This window comes from Promicromonospora sp. NPDC057138, from assembly GCF_042670845.1.
Lineage (GTDB): Bacteria > Actinomycetota > Actinomycetes > Actinomycetales > Cellulomonadaceae > Promicromonospora.
Genome location: NZ_JBHUUX010000011.1, coordinates 66,004 through 84,219, shown reverse-complemented (window position 1 = coordinate 84,219; position 18,216 = coordinate 66,004). Strand labels below are relative to the sequence as shown.

Annotated in this window: 18 protein-coding genes; 5 read left to right on the top strand and 13 right to left on the bottom strand. The window is 70.4% G+C overall.

Annotated features, from left to right (window positions below; translation table 11 throughout):
- Nucleotides 1-37: 37 nt before the first annotated feature.
- Nucleotides 38-1,525 (top strand): glucuronide transporter, encoded by a 1,488-nt coding sequence (gene uidB, locus ACFT2C_RS10130; protein WP_377206911.1) that lies wholly within the window; start codon nucleotides 38-40, stop codon nucleotides 1,523-1,525.
- Between the two features lie 19 nt (nucleotides 1,526-1,544).
- On the opposite strand, the gene ACFT2C_RS10125 is transcribed toward uidB, so the two are convergent.
- Entirely contained in the window at nucleotides 1,545-2,249 is a 705-nt protein-coding gene (locus ACFT2C_RS10125; protein WP_377206910.1) for a TetR/AcrR family transcriptional regulator, read from the bottom strand.
- Nucleotides 2,250-2,358: 109 nt separating this feature from the next.
- Between ACFT2C_RS10125 and ACFT2C_RS10120 the strand changes: the two genes are divergently transcribed.
- Together ACFT2C_RS10120 and ACFT2C_RS10115 are read left to right on the top strand one after the other, a co-directional pair.
- Complete coding sequence (locus tag ACFT2C_RS10120) at nucleotides 2,359-3,561, top strand: cytochrome P450 (RefSeq protein ID WP_377206909.1); 1,203 nt, start codon at nucleotides 2,359-2,361, stop codon at nucleotides 3,559-3,561.
- Between the two features lie 48 nt (nucleotides 3,562-3,609).
- A complete protein-coding gene (locus ACFT2C_RS10115; RefSeq protein ID WP_377206908.1) occupies nucleotides 3,610-3,810 on the top strand; it encodes a ferredoxin in 201 nt (66 codons plus the stop codon).
- A gap of 63 nt (nucleotides 3,811-3,873) precedes the next feature.
- On the opposite strand, the gene ppdK is transcribed toward ACFT2C_RS10115, so the two are convergent.
- The 7 genes from ppdK to ACFT2C_RS10080 all read right to left on the bottom strand — a co-directional run bounded on the left by ppdK (nucleotide 3,874) and on the right by ACFT2C_RS10080 (nucleotide 10,307).
- Complete coding sequence (ppdK, locus tag ACFT2C_RS10110) at nucleotides 3,874-6,591, bottom strand: pyruvate, phosphate dikinase (protein WP_377206907.1); 2,718 nt, start codon at nucleotides 6,589-6,591, stop codon at nucleotides 3,874-3,876.
- A 304-nt stretch (nucleotides 6,592-6,895) separates the two neighbouring features.
- Nucleotides 6,896-7,687: an HAD family hydrolase gene (locus tag ACFT2C_RS10105; RefSeq protein ID WP_377206906.1), complete on the bottom strand. Its 792-nt coding sequence runs from the start codon at nucleotides 7,685-7,687 to the stop codon at nucleotides 6,896-6,898.
- A 133-nt stretch (nucleotides 7,688-7,820) separates the two neighbouring features.
- Nucleotides 7,821-8,654: a helix-turn-helix domain-containing protein gene (locus tag ACFT2C_RS10100; protein ID WP_377206905.1), complete on the bottom strand. Its 834-nt coding sequence runs from the start codon at nucleotides 8,652-8,654 to the stop codon at nucleotides 7,821-7,823.
- Complete coding sequence (locus tag ACFT2C_RS10095) at nucleotides 8,651-9,178, bottom strand: DUF6879 family protein (RefSeq protein WP_377206904.1); 528 nt, start codon at nucleotides 9,176-9,178, stop codon at nucleotides 8,651-8,653. The genes ACFT2C_RS10100 and ACFT2C_RS10095 overlap by 4 nt, the downstream gene beginning before the upstream one ends.
- Complete coding sequence (locus ACFT2C_RS10090) at nucleotides 9,159-9,353, bottom strand: hypothetical protein (RefSeq protein WP_377206903.1); 195 nt, start codon at nucleotides 9,351-9,353, stop codon at nucleotides 9,159-9,161. Before ACFT2C_RS10090 ends, ACFT2C_RS10095 begins: the two co-directional genes overlap by 20 nt.
- Before the next feature lie 136 nt (nucleotides 9,354-9,489).
- The gene (locus ACFT2C_RS10085) at nucleotides 9,490-9,882 is read right to left on the bottom strand and encodes a DUF2255 family protein (RefSeq protein ID WP_377206902.1); all 393 of its coding nucleotides are present in this window, start codon (nucleotides 9,880-9,882) and stop codon (nucleotides 9,490-9,492) included.
- Nucleotides 9,879-10,307, bottom strand: coding sequence for a MarR family winged helix-turn-helix transcriptional regulator (locus ACFT2C_RS10080; RefSeq protein ID WP_377206901.1), 429 nt, complete (start codon nucleotides 10,305-10,307; stop codon nucleotides 9,879-9,881). The genes ACFT2C_RS10085 and ACFT2C_RS10080 overlap by 4 nt, the downstream gene beginning before the upstream one ends.
- Before the next feature lie 109 nt (nucleotides 10,308-10,416).
- Between ACFT2C_RS10080 and ACFT2C_RS10075 the strand changes: the two genes are divergently transcribed.
- Nucleotides 10,417-11,343, top strand: coding sequence for an alpha/beta hydrolase (locus ACFT2C_RS10075; RefSeq protein WP_377206900.1), 927 nt, complete (start codon nucleotides 10,417-10,419; stop codon nucleotides 11,341-11,343).
- A 91-nt stretch (nucleotides 11,344-11,434) separates the two neighbouring features.
- Here the strand turns inward: ACFT2C_RS10075 and ACFT2C_RS10070 are convergent, their stop codons facing one another.
- On the bottom strand, nucleotides 11,435-11,833 hold the full coding sequence (locus tag ACFT2C_RS10070; RefSeq protein ID WP_377206899.1) for an ester cyclase: 399 nt from the start codon (nucleotides 11,831-11,833) through the stop codon (nucleotides 11,435-11,437).
- A 162-nt stretch (nucleotides 11,834-11,995) separates the two neighbouring features.
- On the opposite strand from ACFT2C_RS10070, the gene ACFT2C_RS10065 reads away from it, so the two are divergent.
- A complete protein-coding gene (locus ACFT2C_RS10065; RefSeq protein ID WP_377206898.1) occupies nucleotides 11,996-12,916 on the top strand; it encodes an AraC family transcriptional regulator in 921 nt (306 codons plus the stop codon).
- A 54-nt stretch (nucleotides 12,917-12,970) separates the two neighbouring features.
- On the opposite strand, the gene ACFT2C_RS10060 is transcribed toward ACFT2C_RS10065, so the two are convergent.
- The 4 genes from ACFT2C_RS10060 to ACFT2C_RS10045 are packed head-to-tail and all read right to left on the bottom strand — an operon-like array spanning nucleotide 12,971 to nucleotide 18,161.
- Entirely contained in the window at nucleotides 12,971-14,545 is a 1,575-nt protein-coding gene (locus tag ACFT2C_RS10060; RefSeq protein WP_377206897.1) for a glycoside hydrolase family 32 protein, read from the bottom strand.
- A gap of 58 nt (nucleotides 14,546-14,603) precedes the next feature.
- Nucleotides 14,604-16,148 carry a glycoside hydrolase family 32 protein gene (locus ACFT2C_RS10055; protein ID WP_377206896.1) on the bottom strand — a complete coding sequence of 515 codons (1,545 nt, stop codon included), beginning with the start codon at nucleotides 16,146-16,148 and terminating at the stop codon, nucleotides 14,604-14,606.
- A gap of 46 nt (nucleotides 16,149-16,194) precedes the next feature.
- Nucleotides 16,195-17,262, bottom strand: a complete 1,068-nt coding sequence (locus ACFT2C_RS10050; protein ID WP_377206895.1) for an ATP-binding cassette domain-containing protein — start codon at nucleotides 17,260-17,262, stop codon at nucleotides 16,195-16,197.
- Nucleotides 17,259-18,161: an ABC transporter ATP-binding protein gene (locus ACFT2C_RS10045; protein WP_377206961.1), complete on the bottom strand. Its 903-nt coding sequence runs from the start codon at nucleotides 18,159-18,161 to the stop codon at nucleotides 17,259-17,261. The genes ACFT2C_RS10050 and ACFT2C_RS10045 overlap by 4 nt, the downstream gene beginning before the upstream one ends.
- Between the last annotated feature and the right edge of the window lie 55 nt (nucleotides 18,162-18,216).

The window sequence follows — 18,216 nt, the reverse complement described above, 5'->3', positions numbered from 1 at the left end:
ACCGCCCACCCGGCAGCGACAGGCAAAGGAGCCGTCCATGTCCACCTCAGCACCGCTTCCCTCAGCAGTCTCCGGCCCAGAAACCGGCCCAGAAACCGGCTCGGCGTCCGCCGACCCCGGCCGGCTGAGCGCGAAGGCGATCCTCGGCTACGGCGCCGGCGACTTCGCCAACAACCTCGCGTTCGCCACGGCCGGCGCCTTCCTGCTCATCTACTACACCGACGTCGCCGGGATCAGCGCCGCAGCGGCCGGGACCCTGCTGCTGGTCGTGCGCATCTTCGACGCGTTCGCCGACATCTTCGCCGGCCGCGTCGTGGACCGGACCTACAGCAAGCGCCTGGGCAAGTTCCGCCCGTTCCTGCTGTTCGGCAGCGTCCCGCTGCTCGGCCTGAGCGTGGCGACGTTCGCCGTCCCGCAGATCGGGCACACCGGCATGCTGGTCTACGCCTACCTCACCTACGCCGCGCTCGGCCTGGCCTACAGCCTGGTCAACATCCCCTACGGCTCCCTGGCCGGGGCCATGACCCAGGTACCCAGCGAGCGCGCGAAGCTGGCCAGTGCGCGCAGCGTCGGCGGCTCGATCGTCAGCGCCGGCCTGGGCATCCTCATCGCGCCCCGCCTCGTGCCCGGGGCGGACCTGCAGACCGTGTTCACCGTCGCCACCCTGTGCTTCATGGTCGTCGGCACCGCCTGCTACCTGTTCACGTTCTTCACCTGCCGCGAACGGGTCAAGCGCGAGGTCACCCATGTCTCGATGCGGCAGAGCTTCACCACCCTCAAGGGCAACCGCCCCCTGCTCATGCTGTGCGTCAGCTCGGTCCTGTTCATCACCGGTGGGCTGTCTCTGAGCACGCTGCAGCTGTACTACGTGCGCGACGTGCTGCACGCGCTCAACCTGTTCCCGGTCCTGTCCACCATCCAGCTCATCGCGACGTTCGTGCTTGCTCCCGCGATCCCGTTCCTGGTGCGAAGGTTCGGCAAGCGCACTGCGTACATGGGCGGCTCTGTGGTGATGGCACTCGGCGGCCTGATCGTCGCGCTGTCCCCCGCAGGGGTCGTCGTGCTGCCGTTCACGGGCCTGGTCCTGGGCATGCTCGGGTTCCTGCTGGTCAACATGCTCGTCTGGGCGCTGGAGGCGGACACGGTGGAGTACGGGGAATGGCGGACCGGCGTCCGGACCGAAGGCATCACCTACGCGCTGTTCTCCTTCACCCGCAAGACCGGCCAGGCGATAGGCGGCGCCGTCGGGGCCTACGCGCTCGCCCTGGGTGGCTACGCGGCAGGAGCCGCTCAGCAGACCGAGGCCGCCCTGTGGGGCATCCGGATCGGCACCGGGATCGTCCCGGCCGTGTGCGCGCTCGCCGCCGCGCTGATCATGCTCGCCTACCCGCTGACCGACGTCCGCCACGCCGAGATCGTGGCCGAGATCGCCGCACGTCGGCGGCAGGGCGACGACCAGGGCGACGGCGCTGGACAGCCGACGGCTCCGGCACCCGCGGACGGGGCCTCCCCCGGGGCGAACTGACTGACCAGCACGGCTCGGGTCAGCGGCGTGGCCCGAGCGCGTTGCTGGAGAGCGGGCCGTCCGGCAAAGGCTGGTTCGACGTGGCCCGCAGCCCGTCCAGGCTCAGGGCCAGCATCCGCTCGTGCCTGGCGTCCGCCTGACCGTGGTCGGTCGCCTGCAGGCCGATGATCACGAGCGCGACCAGGAGCACCACGTCGCCCGTGCCCACGTCGGCGCGGAGCGTCCCCGCCTCCTGTCCCGCGCGCACCAGCTCGTCCAGCGTGTCCGTGATCTCGTCCCGGACCTCACGGAGCCGGGGGTCGTTCCACACGACCTGCCCGGAGCCCGGCGAGAACACCGTCAGCCGCAGGGTGAAGCGCATCTCGGGCGAGGTGGCCAGGTCGCGGACGAAGGACTCCCAGCCCAGGCCGCCGTCGACGAGCGACTCCCGCGCCCGGGCGAGCAGCGTCAGGAAGCTGTCCAGGGTGATCTCCCTGATCAGCGTGTCGCGGTCGGGGAACCGCCGGTAGAGGGTGCCGACGCCGACGCCGGCCTGGCGCGCGAGCTCCTCCATCGGCACCTCGTCGAGGCCGCGCTGCGCGTACAGCGTCTTGGCCGCGGCGATGATCTGGTCGCGATTGCGCCGCGCGTCGGAACGTAGCGCCTGCGGCTCGGCCGTCATTCGGCTCCCCTCCTGGTGCTGGCCGGCCGCGTCGCCGGCACCGTCGTCGTCCCACTCGCTCATGGACCGGACGGTACCAATCCGGAGAAGTGGACGATGGCATTCCGCTTTGCTAGCGTCCTCGGCAAGCGGAAGGACTCCTTCCGTATGAGGCCGAATCCTGGGGGACGCGATGACCGCCGAACGACTGCCGACACTGCCCACCGCCCGCACCTGCCCCTACGCCCCGCGCACCGAGCACGTCGAGCTCCGGGACCAGGAGTCCGTCGCCAAGGTCGCGCTGTCCGAGAGCTCCGAGGCCTGGGTCGTCACCCGCCACGCGGACATCCGCGCCGTGCTCGCCGACACCCGCTTCAGCTCCGAGCGGGCCCACCCCAGCTTCCCCGCGCTGGGGCAGAAGAGGAGCGGAGCGGAGAGCGTCCTGCCGCCGGTGCTCATCTCGATGGACCCGCCCGTGCACGGACAGGCGCGGCGCTCCGTCCTCGGCGAGTTCACCGTCAAGCGGATCAACCGGCTCAGGCCGCGCATCCAGGAGATCGTCGACGACCACATCGACGCGATGCTGGCCGGGCCCCGCCCGGTCGACCTGGTCCGGGCGCTGTCCCTGCCCGTGCCCTCGCTGGTGATCTCGGAGCTGCTCGGTGTGCCCTACGGCGACCACGACTTCTTCCAGGCCCGCTCCGCGACGATCGTCAGCTACAACGCGCCGCCCGACGATCGGCGCCAGGCCCTCGTCGAGCTCGTGACCTACATGGGTGACCTCATCAGGACCAAGGAGGAGGAGCCCGCCGACGACCTGCTCAGCCGGCAGATCGCTCAGCAGCGCGAGCAGGGCGGCGTCCGGCACGCCGACCTCGTCGCCATGGCCTTCCTCCTGCTCACCGCCGGGCACGAGACCACGGCGAACATGATCTCGCTCAGCACCCTGCGGCTGTCGCAGGACCACGAGGCCCGCGAAGCGCTACGTCGGGAACCGGGCAAGACGCTCGGCGCGGTCGAGGAGCTCCTGCGCTACTTCACCATCGCGGAACAGGGGATCGGGCGGGTCGCCACCGAGGACATCGAGGTGGGCGGGAAGGTCATCCCGGCCGGAGACGGCGTGTTCCCCCTCACCCACACCGCCAACCGCGACCCGGAGGTCTTCGCCGACCCCGACGTGTTCGACATCGATCGGGGAGCCCGCAACCACCTGGCCTTCGGATTCGGCCCGCACCAGTGCCTCGGCCAGAACCTGGCCCGGCTGGAGCTGCAGATCGTCATCGACACGCTGCTGCGCCGCATCCCCGACATCCGGCCGGCAGTGCCCGTGGACGAGCTGCCCTTCAAGAAGGACTCCATCGTCTACGGCATCCACGAGTTCCCGGTCACCTGGTAGCACAGCCACCCAGAGCCACCCCGGCCGACGACGGAGGAAAGGACGACCATGAAGGTCACCGTGGAACAGGACAAGTGCTGCGGCGCCGGGCAGTGCGTGCTGCTGGCACCAGAGGTGTTCGACCAGCGCGACGAGGACGGGATCGTCATCCTGCTCGACGAGACGCCGTCCGAGCCGCTGCACGACCGCGTCCGCGAGGCCGCGAGCGTCTGCCCGGGCGCCGCGATCCACGTCGACGAAGGCGCCTGAGCACCCGACGCGCATCCTGGTCGTGACCTGAGTCCCGCCGCGGGTCCCACTGCGCGGCATCGGTCAGCGGTCGTCGTCCGTAGGGGCGTCGAGCCTCGCGCGGGCCGCGGCCAGGCGGGCGATCGGGACGCGGTAGGGCGAGCAGGACACGTAGTCGAGGCCGATGCCGTCGAACACCGCGATCGACGCGGGGTCGCCGCCATGCTCGCCGCAGACGCCGATCTCGAGGTCGGGCCTGGCCCGCAGCCCGCGTTCGACGCCGAGCCGGACGAGCTCGCCCACGCCGTCGGCGTCGAGGGACGCGAACGGGTTGGTCGGCACGATGCCCGCCTCGAGGTACGGGAGGAGGAAGGAGCCCTCCGCGTCGTCGCGGGAGATGCCGACCGCCGTCTGGGTCAGGTCGTTGGTGCCGAACGAGAAGAAGTCGGCGTGCTCAGCGATCTCGTCCGCGGTGAGGGCCGCGCGCGGCAGCTCGATCATCGTGCCGACCGTGTAGCCCAGGTCGGTGACGCCGGCGGAGGCGAGCTCCTCGTCCGCGGTGACCACGATGATCTCGCGCACGCGCCGGAGCTCCTCGGCGAACCCCACCAGGGGCACCATGATCTCCACGCGCGGATCCAGGCCGCGCTCCCGCACCGCGAGCGCCGCGCGGATGATCGCGCGGGTCTGCATGACGCCGATCTCCGGGTGCAGCAGCAACAGGCGCACGCCGCGGGTGCCGAGCATCGGGTTCGCCTCGGACAGTCGCGTGATGCGGGCCAGGAGGGTTCGCGCCCGCTCCAGCTCCCCGGGCTCCCCGGGTGCGCCGTCCGTCTCCAGCCTCTGCACCAGCAGGGACTGCTCGACCAGGTCGGGCAGGAACTCGTGCAGCGGCGGGTCGATGAGCCGGACGGCGACCGGCAGGCCGGTCATCGCGCTGAAGATCTCCTCGAAGTCCGACTGCTGCATGGGCAGCAGCTCGTCCAGGGCCGCCTGCCGGGCCTCGGTGGTGTCCGCCAGGATCATGCGCTGCACCACGGGCAGGCGGTCGGTGGCCATGAACATGTGCTCGGTGCGGCACAGGCCGACCCCCTCGGCTCCTAGCTCGCGGGCCATCGTGGCCTCCTCGCCGGTGTCGGCGTTGGCGCGCACGCCCAGGCGGCGCACCTCGTCGGCCCAGCCCAGCACGGTCGAGAAATCGTCGGTGATCTGCGGCGGCACGAGCGGGAGCGCGCCGGGGTAGACGAACCCGGTGGTGCCGTCCACGGTGATCGTGTCCGCCTCGGTGAGGACGGTGTCGCCGATCGTCACCGTGCGGGCATCGGCGTCGATGCGCAGGTCGCCGACGCCGGCCACGCACGGCTTGCCCATGCCGCGCGCGACCACGGCGGCGTGCGACGTCATGCCACCGTGTGCGGTGAGCACGCCCTGGGCCGCCGCGACGCCGTGGATGTCGTCGGGCGTCGTCTCCCACCGCACGAGCACGACGGCGTCGCCCACCCTGCCGCGCTCGGCCGCGGTGTCGGCGTCGAACACGATCGTGCCCACCGCCGCGCCCGGGGAGGCGTTGAGGCCGTGCGTGAGCGGGGCTCCGGCCTGGAGGGGATCCAGCGCCGGGTGCAGAAGGTGTTCGAGCTGGGCCGGGTCGATGCGCCGCAGCGCCGTCTCCTTGTCGATCTCGCCCTCCGCGACGAGGTCGCGCGCCACCTTCAGCGCCGCCGCGGCGGTGCGCTTCCCGGTGCGCACCTGCAGCAGGTACAGCGTGCCGTCCTCGATCGTGAACTCGATGTCCTGCATGTCTTTGTAGTGGTGCTCCAGCCGGTCCATCGTGGCCATGAGCTGCGCGTACGCGGCGGGCAGCACTGATTCCAGCTCCGGCAGGCGCCGCGGCGTGCGGATGCCCGCGACCACGTCCTCGCCCTGCGCGTCGAGGAGGAACTCCCCGTACCGCTCCTTGGCGCCTGTGGCCGGGTTGCGCGTGAAGCACACGCCCGTCGCGGACGTGGCGCCCTTGTTGCCGAACACCATCCGCATCACGTTCACGGCGGTACCCAGGTCGTCCGGGATGTCGTTCAGCCCGCGGTACACCCGCGCCCGCGGGCTGTTCCACGACCCGAACACGGCGTCCACCGAGCGGCGGAGCTGCTCGTGCGGGTCGGTCGGCAGGTCGTGGCCCGTGCTCTGGCGGGCCACGCCACGGAACGTCGCCACGAGCTCCTTCAGGTCGTCCGTCGTCAGCGCGGTGTCCAGCGTCACCCCGCGGCGCTCCTTGAGCGTCGTCAGCTCGTCCTCGAAGGCCTGCCCCGGCACGCCCTCGACCACCTCGCCGTACATCTGCACGAACCGGCGGTACGAGTCCCACGCGAACCGCGGGTCGCCCGACTCGGCCGCCAGGCCTTCGGCAGACTCGTCCGAGATGCCCAGGTTGAGGATCGTGTCCATCATCCCCGGCATAGAGAGCACGGCACCCGACCGCACCGACACCAGCAGCGGCCGCTCGGCAGCCCCCAGCGTGCGGCCCGTGCGTCGCTCCAGGGCGTCCAGGTGCGTCTGGATCTCGTCCCAGAGCCGCTCGGGCCACGCGCCGCCGTTCCGCATCGCGGCGACACACGCCGAGGTGGTCACCGTGAAGCCGTCCGGGACGGGCACGCCGATGCGCATCATCTCGGCGACGCCCGCACCCTTGCCGCCGAGCAGCGCCCTCATGTCGGCGTTCCCCTCCGACAGGTCGTAGACGTACCGCTCGCCCACCGGTGTGCTCGTGGCGGCGGCTCCGGTCCGGCCGTCCGCATGCGTGCTCATCGCGCCTCCGAACGGTCTGCGCCCGCGATCGCGTGCTCGTGCCATGACTCCACGGTCTCGCCGAAGGCGGGCCGGCGCGACCACACGACCAGCATTCCTCGCCCGCGGGCAGCCGGACCAGGGACGAAGGTCATCTCGACCCAAGTCTGAGCGGATGGCGTCAGGTGGAGACGTGGTAGACGGCGGCGGTGGCGTCGTGGGCCCAGTGATACGCGGGCATCGCAGCTTCGCTGCACTGTTTGTCGGGTCGGGCGGGCTCATCGTCGCTGTGCCTCCTGCGCCTGCTGCCCGACGACGGCGAGGTTCACCGCGCGGCCGCCATCGATCGGAGCACGGTGGCGGCGCCGTGCTCGTGGAGTGTTCCGGTGACCTCGTCGGCGGCGGCGCGGACGTGGTCGGGCGCGTCACCCATAGCAACACCGCGGGCCGCCCAGGTCAGGGCCTCGATGTCGTTGACGGAGTCACCCACGGCGACGGTGCGCTCGGCTGGGACGCCGAGCCGGCGCCGGACGGTCTCCAGCGCGCTCGCCTTGGACAGGTTCGGTCCGGTGACGTCGACCCAGTCGACGTCGGCGGGTGTGGCGGTGAGCCCGACCGCCCGCAGCGGGTTGATCAGGGCGTGCACCCCCGGTGCGCGCAGCACGATCCGCGGTGAGGCGAGGGACTGCAGCTCGTGGACCGGCAGCACCATCTGCTGGCCACGCAGAAGGCCAGTGGGAAAGACGGCATCGACGTAGTAGCCGATGCCGATCTCTTCGACGGCGATCTGCAGTCCGGGCAGGCGTGCGTTCAGGGCTGCGGTGATCACCGCGCGCACATCGAGGATCTTGACGTCGGTGCCGGCGTCGAGGTCGTATCCGTCCGGCCTCGCGTCCAGGCGCGCGATCACGGCGCCGTTCGACGCGATGGCCCAGCCATCGGTGATGCCCAGTGCCCGAGCGATGGGCATCACCCCCGCGAGAGACCGGCCCGAAGCAAGAACCACATGATGCCCGGCCTCCCGGACGACACCGACAGCAGCGACGGTCTCCGCGGGCACCTCGAGGCTTCCGCTTGCCGTCAAGGTTCCGTCGATGTCCAGAGCGATCAGGTGCACTTGGTTCTCTGGCGCATGAGTAGCGTTCCTCCGCCGGATTGCGCCCGTCGTTTCCGTCAGTGCTGTTTCCATGTCGGACCTCCCCGTACCTATTGGCTCTGGGGATGATCCTGAGGCTGTTTTCGCGCCCGGCCTAGCCGCTTTCCCGTTGCTGCAATACGTCGTCGCGAATGCCGTCGAGAAACCTCTTCAAGAGGTCGCCGGACAAGGCGTGTTCGGCGAATCCATCGAACTTGGCGACGTAGAGAGCGACGTCCTTGGGGTCGGTGACAACGACTTCCGCATGCACGGTCTCCACTGCCACCGCGCGGTCGTCGCGGATGACGAAGGCGTGGTTGGGTATGTCGTGCTTGGCGCCGACCAACGGCACGACTCGCAGGTCGATGTTTGGTAGGCGGGTCAGGGAGATCAGTCGGTCGATCTGCCCGGCCATGACCAGGGGCGGCACGATCAGCCACCGGAGCACCGGTTCGGTGATGACGAAGCGCAGGTTCTTGCTCAGGTCGTACAAGACCTCTTGCCGCTCAAGCCGCGCGCTGATGGTGCGTCGCACCGTCTCCTCGGTCAGGTCGTCGTGCCGGGACAGGATGGCCCGCATGTACTCCGGGGTCTGGAGCAGGCCCGGCACCAGCGCGGGCTGGAACACCCGCATCAGCCTCATGTCGGCCTCAATGGCCTGCAGCTGCTTCTGGGCTTTGTGCAGGCCGGCGCGCTGGATCAGACGCCACGCCGTGGCCTCCGTCGCCACCGCACGGGCGGCCTCCATGTACTCCGCCTTGACCGTCTCGGAGACCCCGATGGCGGTCAGGATCCGGTCGACGTCATCTGCGCTGGGAGAGAGCTTTCCGGTCTCGATCTTGCTCAGCTTGCTGGCGGACATGACAGAGCTGCGGGCCACGGCCTTGGCCTCTGTGCCAGAGGCTCGCCGTAGGGCCCGCAGCGCTGCACCCAGCTCCGAACGGTTCACTCCCCGTGGTCTGCCCACCAGTCGGCGAACGGCACCGCATGCGCCAGAGCCGTCTCCCGGTAGGCGACGTACTCCGGACCTTGGTCAACGGTCAGCACATCTGCCCCGAGGAACTTCCCGTCGCTGTAGTTGAAGCGGGCCGAGGTGGTCGAGTCGAAGAGCCAGAAGTCCCCCACATGATCGGGCAGGGGATTGGGCTGCTCGGTCACATCGAGGATGAAGAACTCCTCGCCCGCCGTGGCGTTGGTGATGTACCCCCACCCGAGCTCGAAGCGCAGATACGGTGTCAGCGGCCGGCGAAGGACGTGCACCCGGTACATCCGCCGCCCAGCCCCGGTGTGTCCGCGGACCTCGTCGAGCCAGTCGGCGTTGTAGTCGGCGGGTTTGTTCTTCCCGTCGAGGAACAACCGGTAGGCGTCGACACTGCCCGACTGGCTGTAGTCGTCAAGCGTCTCCAGCCGGAACGCTTCGTCCTGGAATTGATCGAACAGGTCTCCGATATTCCTAGACACCAATCCGGTCACCAAAAGCCTTCCGGATCAGCTCCACGGGGATTTCCACCAGCGTCTCGTGCGCAGGAATCGTCAGACCGTGATCGGTCGGCGTCTCGCCCTGCACGAGGATCGTGTCTCGGTCGGTCTCGTAGATCGTCGGGCAGTCCTTCTTGTCGCAATCCTTCGCGAGCATCGTGACCTTCATAGCGTTCCCCCTACGCTGGCATGCTGTCGGGTTCGATCCTCCGGGTTGGGAGATGCCAAAGCAAGGGGATCGAGTTTCCACAACGGGAAAGTGCTGAATTGGTTGCGCACATGCCTGGCGCGCGGACCTGACGCCCTCACGATGTCAGCGGGACCACCCGCAGGGTTGCGTCGCGCGCCGGAGAGCGGGTCATCTGGCGGACGCCGGAGTCGTCGCCGTACCGGGCCCGAAACGCCTGGTCGACCTCCGCTTCCCGGCCGAGGTCCGGAATGAACGCGACGGCGAAGCGTCGCCCGTCGACCTCGACCACGCCATGCCCCGAACGGACCGCGCCCTGGTACCAAGCGCCGTCCGGGCCGTTGAGCGAGCGGATGAGCTCGTCCTGGCCGACGCGGACGTGCCCGACTAGCACTGAGGGCCGCGGCGTCCCGTCGGCACGTGCTCCTGCGACGCGGATCAGCGCCGTGCGGTCGAGCTGAGCCAGCTCGTCGTCGGTCCACGGCCGGGCCCGCAGCGCGTCGTCGCTCACGACGTCGCCTGCGGAGCGGGTTCGAGCAGCGCCAGCAGGATCCGCCGCAGCTCGGTGCGGTCGCGAGGCGCGATCATCGCCAGCCTCCGGTCGAACTCCGTCGCGAGCGCCGCGAGCGCGCGGTCCCGCGCTGCCTCGCCCTCGGCGGTCAGCACGAGCCGGTGCCGCCGCAGGTCCGCGTCGTCGATCTCGCGTCGCATGAAGCCCTTGGCGACCAGGTTGCGCACGTAGAGCGTCACGCTCGCCTTGGGGATCACCAGCGCCGTCGCCAGCTCTGCCGGGTACGGCGAGGCCGCCACCTCGGCAAGCACGAAGAACTCCTTCGTCTCCAGCCCGAGCTCGGCCAGCTCGGCGCTACAGGCGTCCAGCACGACGGTCAGGAGGCGATGGTTCAGCGTCCACAGCTGCGCGGCATCGACGGACACACGAGCCCCTTCCTCGGATGGTACGGTCTTGTACTAGTTCGATATTGTACTAGTGACCACTTCGAACTGACCGGATGTCGAACCGACTCTACGTGAAGGGTGCCGTCAGATGCTGCAGCACATCACGATCCCCCGCGGGCCGATCGAGCTCGCGGCCGACCTCCACCTCCCCGACCGCCTGCCCGACGACGGCGACGAGACCGCGCCGCTGCGCGCCGTCGTGCTCTCGACGCCGGGCAGCAGCGTCAAGGAGCAGATCGGCGCGAACTACGCCTCCCGCCTCGCCGCCCGCGGTATTGCGGCGCTCGTCTTCGACCCCGCCCATCAGGGCCGGAGCGGCGGCGAACCCCGCGACCTCGAGGACCCGTACCGCCGCGGCGAGGACATCTCCTTCGCGATCGACACGCTCAGCACGATCCCCGGCATCGACCCGGACCGCATCGGCGTCCTCGGCATCTGCGCCGGCGGAGGCTATGCGGTGCACACCGCACGCACGGACCACCGCATCAAGGCGGTCGGCACGGTAGTCCCGGGCGACATCGGCGACTCCTTCCGCGGCTTCCAGCCGGACGGCCCGGCGTCGGCGCTCGACGCCATGGCCGACGCCCGCATCGCGGAGAATCGCACCGGCGAGCTGACCCGCGTGAACTGGCTGCCCGACACCCTGGAGGACGCCGCCGCGGCCGGCCTGACCGACATCGACACCACCCAGGCGATCACCTACTACCGCACCGAGCGGGGCAGGAACGAGCACTCGACGAACCGCCGCCTCTCCCGCAGCGACTCGCTGCTCCTGGGCTACGACGCGTATCACCTGGTCGATCAGCTCATGACCCAGCCGCTGCAGGTCGTCCTCGCCGGACGCATCGGCAACACCGGCTCCTACGAGTCCGGCATGCGGTTGTGGAAGCTGGCGCCCAACCCCGTCGACCTCCTGGTGGTCGAGGGTGCCGGCCACTACGAGATGTACGACGTGCCCGAGTACGTCGACGCCGCCGTCGACCGGCTCGCCGACTTCTACTCGGACCACCTGTAGGGCCGCGACGCGTTGCTCGAGCATGCGGCGCCCCGCCCGTCCGGGCGAGGCGCCACATGCGTCGGGCCATGCATGGCCGAGCCCGACAGGGTCAGCCCGCGAGCTGCTTCTTCAGGGCCTCGACGTCGTGGACGTTGGACATCTGCACGAACTTTCCGTCGTGGACCTTGTACATGGCGATCTCATCGATCTCGATCGGAGCGCCTGTGGGAGCCACACCGAGCCACTCCTTGGTGGGTGTGCCGTGGTTGACGGAGTGGCAGGACAGGGTCTCGCCTTCGGCGTGGATCACGACCTCTTTGATCTCCCAGCGGATGTCGGGAACCGCGTCGGCGATGCCCTTGAGCGCCGCGATGACGTCTGCCCGGGTGGCCGGCTGGCCGTGCGAGAGGATGGACTCGGCGACGAACTCGTCCATGCGATCGAACTCGTGCGCGTTGAGCGCCTCGGTGTAGCGGTCGTAGAACTCGCGGATGTCGAAGTCGGACATGACTTGCCTTTCTCGCCCGGTGTCCGGGCTCTCCTCGTGTGCTCGTGGTTCACCTGCGACATCGATACTGCGGGATCAGCGCGGTACGATCCATAACGCATAGTCCGGCGTTCTTTACGTATCGTCCAGGAGGGGTTCTCGGTGCTCGGCTTTCGGGATCCAGTGGCTGACGCGATCGGCCTGCTCCGGCCCCGCACGGTGGTCGGGCCCAGCCTCCGGGCCGTGGGTGAGTGGGCGTTGCGCTTCGACACGTTCCTGCACGTGCGGATCGGCGGCCTCGTACGCGGCACGTGCTGGTTGATCCTCGAAGGGCACGAGCCGGTGCTCCTGCAGGCGGGTGACACCTTTCTGCTGGGCAACCCTCCGCCCTATGTGCTGGCCAGCACGCTCGACGCGAGCCCGCGCCCCGCGGAGCCGGTGTGGGCGGGTGCCGAGGACGGGTTCGTACGGATCGGCCCGGAGTCCGAGGACGACCTCTACCTCTGCGTCGGGCACATCGGGTTCGACGACAGGAACGCGGCCCTCCTGACCGATCTTCTGCCGCCGCTCGTGATCGTCCGCGTGGCCGATCCTCATGGCGGCCGTCTCGCGCAGCTGATCGATCTCCTGGCCGCCGAGGTCGGGGTCGCCGCGGCCGGCGGCCCGCTGGTGCAGAACCACCTCGCACAGGTCCTGCTCGTGCACATGCTGCGTGCTCATGCCGGCCAGACAGACTGGCCCTGCGGCTGGCTGGGCGCCCTGAACGACGACGGCGTCGGCGCCGCCCTGCGTGCCGTGCACGCGGACCTGGCTCACTCCTGGAGCCTCCAGGAGCTCGCCGAGATCAGCCACATGTCGCGTTCCGCGTTCGCCCAGGCCTTCAAGAGCCACGTCGGGGTCCCGCCCCTGGAGTACCTGATCCAGTGGCGCATGAACCTCGCCCGCGACGCCCTCGCCCGCGACACGCTGTCGATCTCCGAGCTCGCACGAGCCACGGGCTACCAGTCCGAGAGCGCGTTCAGCACCGCGTTCCGGCGCGTGGTCGGCGCATCACCCGCGAAGTTCCGGGACCAGGCACGACGCTCGGTCGCGCAGGGAAGCTGAAGGAGCCGCCCCGTGCTGCTCCTTCGACGAGCATGCGAGGTGCGCGAGGACGGGTCAGCTCACCCCGAGCTCGCGCACCGTCAGGTCCTCGAAGACGGCCGCCCCGCCGTAGGAGAAGAGCCGGATGTGGTTGTCACCGGCCAGCGGGAAGACCCGGTGGGAGTGCACGATCCGGCCGTCACCCACGAAGACCTCGACGCTGGCGTGGTCGACCAGGGCTCGGAAGCGCAGGCGTCCCGCCGCGCGGTCGACCGGCGTCTGCGACTCTCCCCCGCTCGGGTTGAAGGTCGGGCGCCGGTTGACGAAGACGAACCCGCCGTCGAGGTACGCACCCGCCGCGACGTGCCGCCCACCGCCCGGGGCCCGGCAGAGCTCGAACCCGATGTTGCCGGGGCGGTTCGCTGGGTCCCACACGAGGTCGCACGAGATCTCGTAGGCCCGTGAGGTGACGTCGAGGTCGCGCGTGCCGTCGACGCGGACGTCGCCCAGCCGGTGGGTGCTGGTGACGTAGTCGGCGAGGGCCGCCGTCGGCTGCGAGGCGAGGTAGTAGGTCCCGTCGTCGCCGCGCCCGAGGCGCAGGTCCCGCGCGATCATGTCGTCGCCGTTGTAGCCGTCGGTCGCCATGCTCGGCGCGTTGTGCGGGTAGTCCCAGAAGTTCGCCCAGCCGAGCGCGTGCCGGACGGCGGAGTCCTCGGTCCCGTCCGCTCGGTGGTGCGGGTAGGTCACGGCGCCGTAGAAGTCGTACCCCCAGTCGAGCCACTGGGGTTCGGCCCCGTCCGGGACGAAGGTGGACCCGTCGAAGCTGCCGGTCCAGTAGGCGTACGTCGCCGGCAGGCCGCGTCCCTTGCCGTTGGCGCTGACGCCGAGGATCCAGTGGTCGGAGCCGTCGTCGGCGCGCATCGAGAAGATGTCGGGGCACTCCAGGAGCCCGATGTCGTCCCTGGCGAACTCCCCGACGCGCTCCCAGCGGCGCAGGTCGGCCGACGCGTAGAACCCGATCCGGCTACCTTCGGCGTTCGCCATGAACCATCGTGACCGGGCGTCGTCCCGGATGACCTTGGGGTCGCGGAAGTCGTGCGCGCCGGGGTTCGGCAGCACGGGGTCGGTGCCGCCGGGCTGGAACGTGCGGCCTCGGTCGGTCGAGTACCACAGGTACTGCGCCTGCTTCCCGGCGGGCGCCTGCGTGACGAGCGCGATGACGGCGCCGGCTCCGTAGCCCGCCGTGTTCCCGTGATCGACGACGAGGCACCCGGACCAGCAGTCTCCGTTCGCGTTGGTGTTCTTCGGGATGGCGGTGCCCTGGTCGGTGAAGGAGACGTGGTCGCGCGTCGTGGCGAGCCGCCAGGCCGTGCCACCGCCGCCGGCGAGGTAGTCGGCGTTGTACAGGTAGTAGTAGAGGTATTCGCCGTCGAGGTAGATGGGGCGCTGCGGGTCGTTCTTCCAGTTGTCCGGGACGCTCAGGTGGTAGGCGGGGCGATAGGTCTGGTTCATGCTCCGGGTTCCTCCACGCTTGCCGGATGCGGACGGGGCGAGGGCTGCCGCGCCGGGCGGCCCGGACACGGCGCCGGCGGCGAGGCCGCCGGCCGCACCGAGGAGCAGTGCTCGGCGGGATGGCTGGATGGTGGTCATGGTGGTCGACCTCTCTGTCGTCACTGGGCGTCATGCGTATTTCTGGAGCGGTTTTTCGTCAGGGCGTCGTCGGCCACAGTTCTCGGGGTCGGGCGTCCCAGGCGTCGGCCATGTGCCAGCCGTCGAGCCGCGTCACGGTGACCGCGCCGGACGACGCGGCGAGCTCGACGCCGGTGGCGTCGGGCCGGGTCGGGTAGACGCGTGCGGTCAGCGGCCGGCCGTTCGCGAAGACCTCCAGGGCCGAGTGGTCGACGATCACCCGCAGTCGCACGGCGCCGTCGGGCGCGGTCGGTACCTCGCCCGACCGAGGCGTGGCGTCGACGGCGGGGTCCAGGCTGGCCTGCGAGCGGTCGAGCCGCAGCGTGACCGCACCACCTCGGTCACGCTCGAGCACCAGGCGCGTGCGTTCGCCGTCCGGGTCGTCGACCTGCCCGGCGACCCGGACGGCGAGCTCCAGGCTGCTGCCCGCGCTCAGGACGACGTCGACCTCCAGGTCGAGCTGATCCCCCGAGATCTCGAGGGCTCGACGCTCGCCGCCACGCAGCGGACCCGGGGCGGTGCGGATGCCATCGCGCCGCAGGAGGCTCACCTCGGCCGCGGGCTCCTGGGCCAGCGTGCCGTCGGGCGCCGACGTCACGTGGCGTGGCAGCGACATGACGCCCGACCATCCGGCGAGCAGAGTCTCGGCGTCGGGCCTGCCCTCCTGCATCCACCCGAACATCAGACGCCGGCCCTGGGCGTCCTGGAAGGACTGCGGTGCGTAGAAGTACCGGCCGCCGTAGTCGAGACGCCCGAGCCGATGCGGCGTGAAGACGTCGCCCTCGTAGGCACCGATCCAGTACAGCGGGTGGTGGGTGACCTCCTGGTCCCACGCGGAGAAGACGAGCACGTCCGTGGCCGTGTCCGGGCCGGTGAGCCGGAACAGGTCCACGCATTCCCACATCGTCCCGGTCCAGTCCGGGTCCCCGGCCTCGCCGGTCGACGCGTCGCCGACCACCAGAGGGCCGACGTACTCCCAGGAACGCAGGTCCGCGGAGTCGTACAGGAAGGCGGCGCCGCCCCGTCCTCGGATGCCCGATCCCACGAGCTGGCGCCACCGGCCGTCCTCCCGCCAGACGCAGTGGTCGCGGAAGGCCGTGACGTCCACGCCCGGTGGTGTCGCGGCGATGACCGGGTTGTCCTCGGCCGGCGTCCAGGTGCGCAGGTCGCCGGAGCCGGTCGCGACACACGGCAGCTCGCGCCCGTCATGCCGTCCGGAGTACACGATCGTCGGGATCCCGCCGTCGTCCACGAGAACGCCGGACCAGCATCCTTCGGCGTCCGGTCCGGTATCGCCGGGGACGAGCGCGACCGGCTCGTCCGTCCAGCGCACGAGGTCGGTGCTGGTGGCGTGCCCCCAGTGGATCCGGTCATGGACGGGCGAGTACGGGTTGTACTGGTAGAAGAGATGGAACGTGCCGTCCCACTGGCCCAGACCGTTCGGGTCGTTGAGCCATCCTGCGGGCGAGACGAAATGGAAGCGGGGTCGATGGGGATCGGCCTGGGCACGTTCGACCATCCGGTCGTCGGCCCGTCGTGCGGTGCCGACGGTCGGCTCACTCATGCAGCTCTGTCCTTGTCTGGTGGGGCATTGCCTGATCAGGGAATGTCTAGGCGGGCGGGATCTGGGCGGTAGCCGTGCCGGACACGTCGAGTGCCCGGCGGGCTACCTCGGCGTGCGGGCGGTAGCGATGGCAGCGCACGGTCCAGCCCGGTGCGACGGCATGGTGCACCGGCGAGTCGTCCCGGCACTGCCCGTCGGCGGCGTGGGGGCACGTCGTGGCGCCGAGCACCTGCGCACGCAGCGCTGCCCGCTCGACCGGGTCGAACGTCCCCGCACGCTGGGGGTCCGGGACGGCCGACAGCAGCAGCCGGGTGTACGGGTGGGCGGGACGGGCCATGAGTGCGGTCGACTCCCCGGCCTCGACGACCTCACCGGCGAACATCACCGTCGTCCGGTCCGCGATGTACCGTGCCGCCGCCAGGTCGTGGGTGATGTAGAGCAGGGAGATGCCCCGCTCGTCGCGCAGCCGGCGCATGAGGTTGAGGATCCCGATGCGCACCGACACGTCGAGCATCGACGTGGGCTCGTCCGCGAGGATGACCTCCGGCTCGACCGCCAGTGCGCGGGCGATCGCGACTCGCTGGCGTTGCCCCCCGGACAGCTCGTGCGGGTAGGCGTCGAGCAGGGCGTGGTCCAGGTCAACCGTGTCCAGGAGCTCCGCGAGCCGGCTCCTGAGCGTCCGGGCCGACGTCGCGCGGCCGTGCAGCAGGAGAGCCCGCGTGAGGAAGTGCTCGACGCGGTGGGCGGGGTTCAGGGAGCCGAACGGGTCCTGGAAGACCATCTGCACCTTGGCCCGGTACGCGCGGGACGCGCGCCGTGGCTCGGTGGCGAGGACGTCGACGCCGTCCACGCGCAGGCTGCCCGACGTCGGCTGCTCGAGGCGTGCCACGCACCGCGCGATCGTGGACTTCCCGCTGCCGGACTCACCGACGAGGGCCATGATCTCCCCCCGCCGGACGTCGAGGTCGACACCGCCGAGCGCGCGGAACGTGCTCCGCGAGAGGAGGCCGCCGACCGGGAAGTCCTTGACCAGCCCGCGGATCTCCACCACGGGCGTGCCGGCGTCGGTGGCGCCGCCGACGTGGCCGCGTGCATGATCGGTCGTGGCACTCATGCTGAGACCTCCTCGTCGTGGAGCGTGTCGTGGGGCGCCACCCAGTGGCCCCCGGCCACCTCGACGAGGTCGCCTATGTCGGTGAACCGCACGCCGTCGGCGAGACCCCTGAGCTCGGTGCGGGGTCCGGTCAACGGCGGGAACGCGTTCATCAGCGCGCGCGTGTACGGGTGGCGCGGTTCCGCGAGGATCGTCGCGGCAGGGGCGCTCTCGACGAACCGCCCCCCGTACATGACGGCCATCCGGTCGGAGAGCTCGATCATCAGCGACATGTCGTGGGTGATGAACAGCACCGCGAAGCCGAGCTCCCGGCGCAGGTCCGCGATCTGCGCCATGATCTCCTGCTGCACGACGACGTCGAGCGCCGTGGTGGGCTCGTCCATGATGAGCAGCCGCGGTCGCAGCGCCACGGCCATGGCGATCACGACGCGCTGCCGCATGCCCCCGGAGAGCTGATGCGGGTACGAGCGCAGGCGCGAGCGTTCGATCTTGACGAGCTCCAGCAGGTCGCCGGCGCGCCGCCACGCCTCGGTGCGCGAGACCCGCTCGTGCGTGGTGAAGACGTCGACGATCTGGTCGCCGATGGTCATCACGGGGTTGAGCGAGCTCATGGCGGACTGGAACACCATCGCGACGTCACGCCAGCGGAAGCTGCGCAGCTCGTCGTCCGGCATCGCGAGCACGTCGCGCCCGCAGAACCGCACGCTTCCGCCGGTGATCACGGCCGGCGCGCGCAGCAGGCGCATGATCGCGTGAGCGACCGTGGACTTCCCGCAGCCGGACTCCCCTGCGAGGCCGAAGACCTCGCCCTCGCCGATCGTGAACGAGACGCGGTCGGCGCCGACGACGGTGCGGTTCTCGCCCCGGTACTCGACGGTGAGGTCGCGCACCTCGAGCACGGGGGTCGTGGTGTGCCCGTTCGCGCTCGCTGGGCTGGTGGCGGTGCCCGTGGCG

Coding starts and splice junctions, on each gene's coding strand:
- uidB (WP_377206911.1), top strand. CDS start 38: ATGTCCACCTCAGCACCGCTTCCCTCAGCAGTCTCCGGCCCAGAAACC.
- ACFT2C_RS10125 (WP_377206910.1), bottom strand. CDS start 2,249: ATGAGCGAGTGGGACGACGACGGTGCCGGCGACGCGGCCGGCCAGCAC.
- ACFT2C_RS10120 (WP_377206909.1), top strand. CDS start 2,359: ATGACCGCCGAACGACTGCCGACACTGCCCACCGCCCGCACCTGCCCC.
- ACFT2C_RS10115 (WP_377206908.1), top strand. CDS start 3,610: ATGAAGGTCACCGTGGAACAGGACAAGTGCTGCGGCGCCGGGCAGTGC.
- ppdK (WP_377206907.1), bottom strand. CDS start 6,591: ATGAGCACGCATGCGGACGGCCGGACCGGAGCCGCCGCCACGAGCACA.
- ACFT2C_RS10090 (WP_377206903.1), bottom strand. CDS start 9,353: ATGAAGGTCACGATGCTCGCGAAGGATTGCGACAAGAAGGACTGCCCG.
- ACFT2C_RS10075 (WP_377206900.1), top strand. CDS start 10,417: ATGCTGCAGCACATCACGATCCCCCGCGGGCCGATCGAGCTCGCGGCC.
- ACFT2C_RS10070 (WP_377206899.1), bottom strand. CDS start 11,833: ATGTCCGACTTCGACATCCGCGAGTTCTACGACCGCTACACCGAGGCG.
- ACFT2C_RS10060 (WP_377206897.1), bottom strand. CDS start 14,545: ATGACCACCATCCAGCCATCCCGCCGAGCACTGCTCCTCGGTGCGGCC.
- ACFT2C_RS10055 (WP_377206896.1), bottom strand. CDS start 16,148: ATGAGTGAGCCGACCGTCGGCACCGCACGACGGGCCGACGACCGGATG.
- ACFT2C_RS10050 (WP_377206895.1), bottom strand. CDS start 17,262: ATGAGTGCCACGACCGATCATGCACGCGGCCACGTCGGCGGCGCCACC.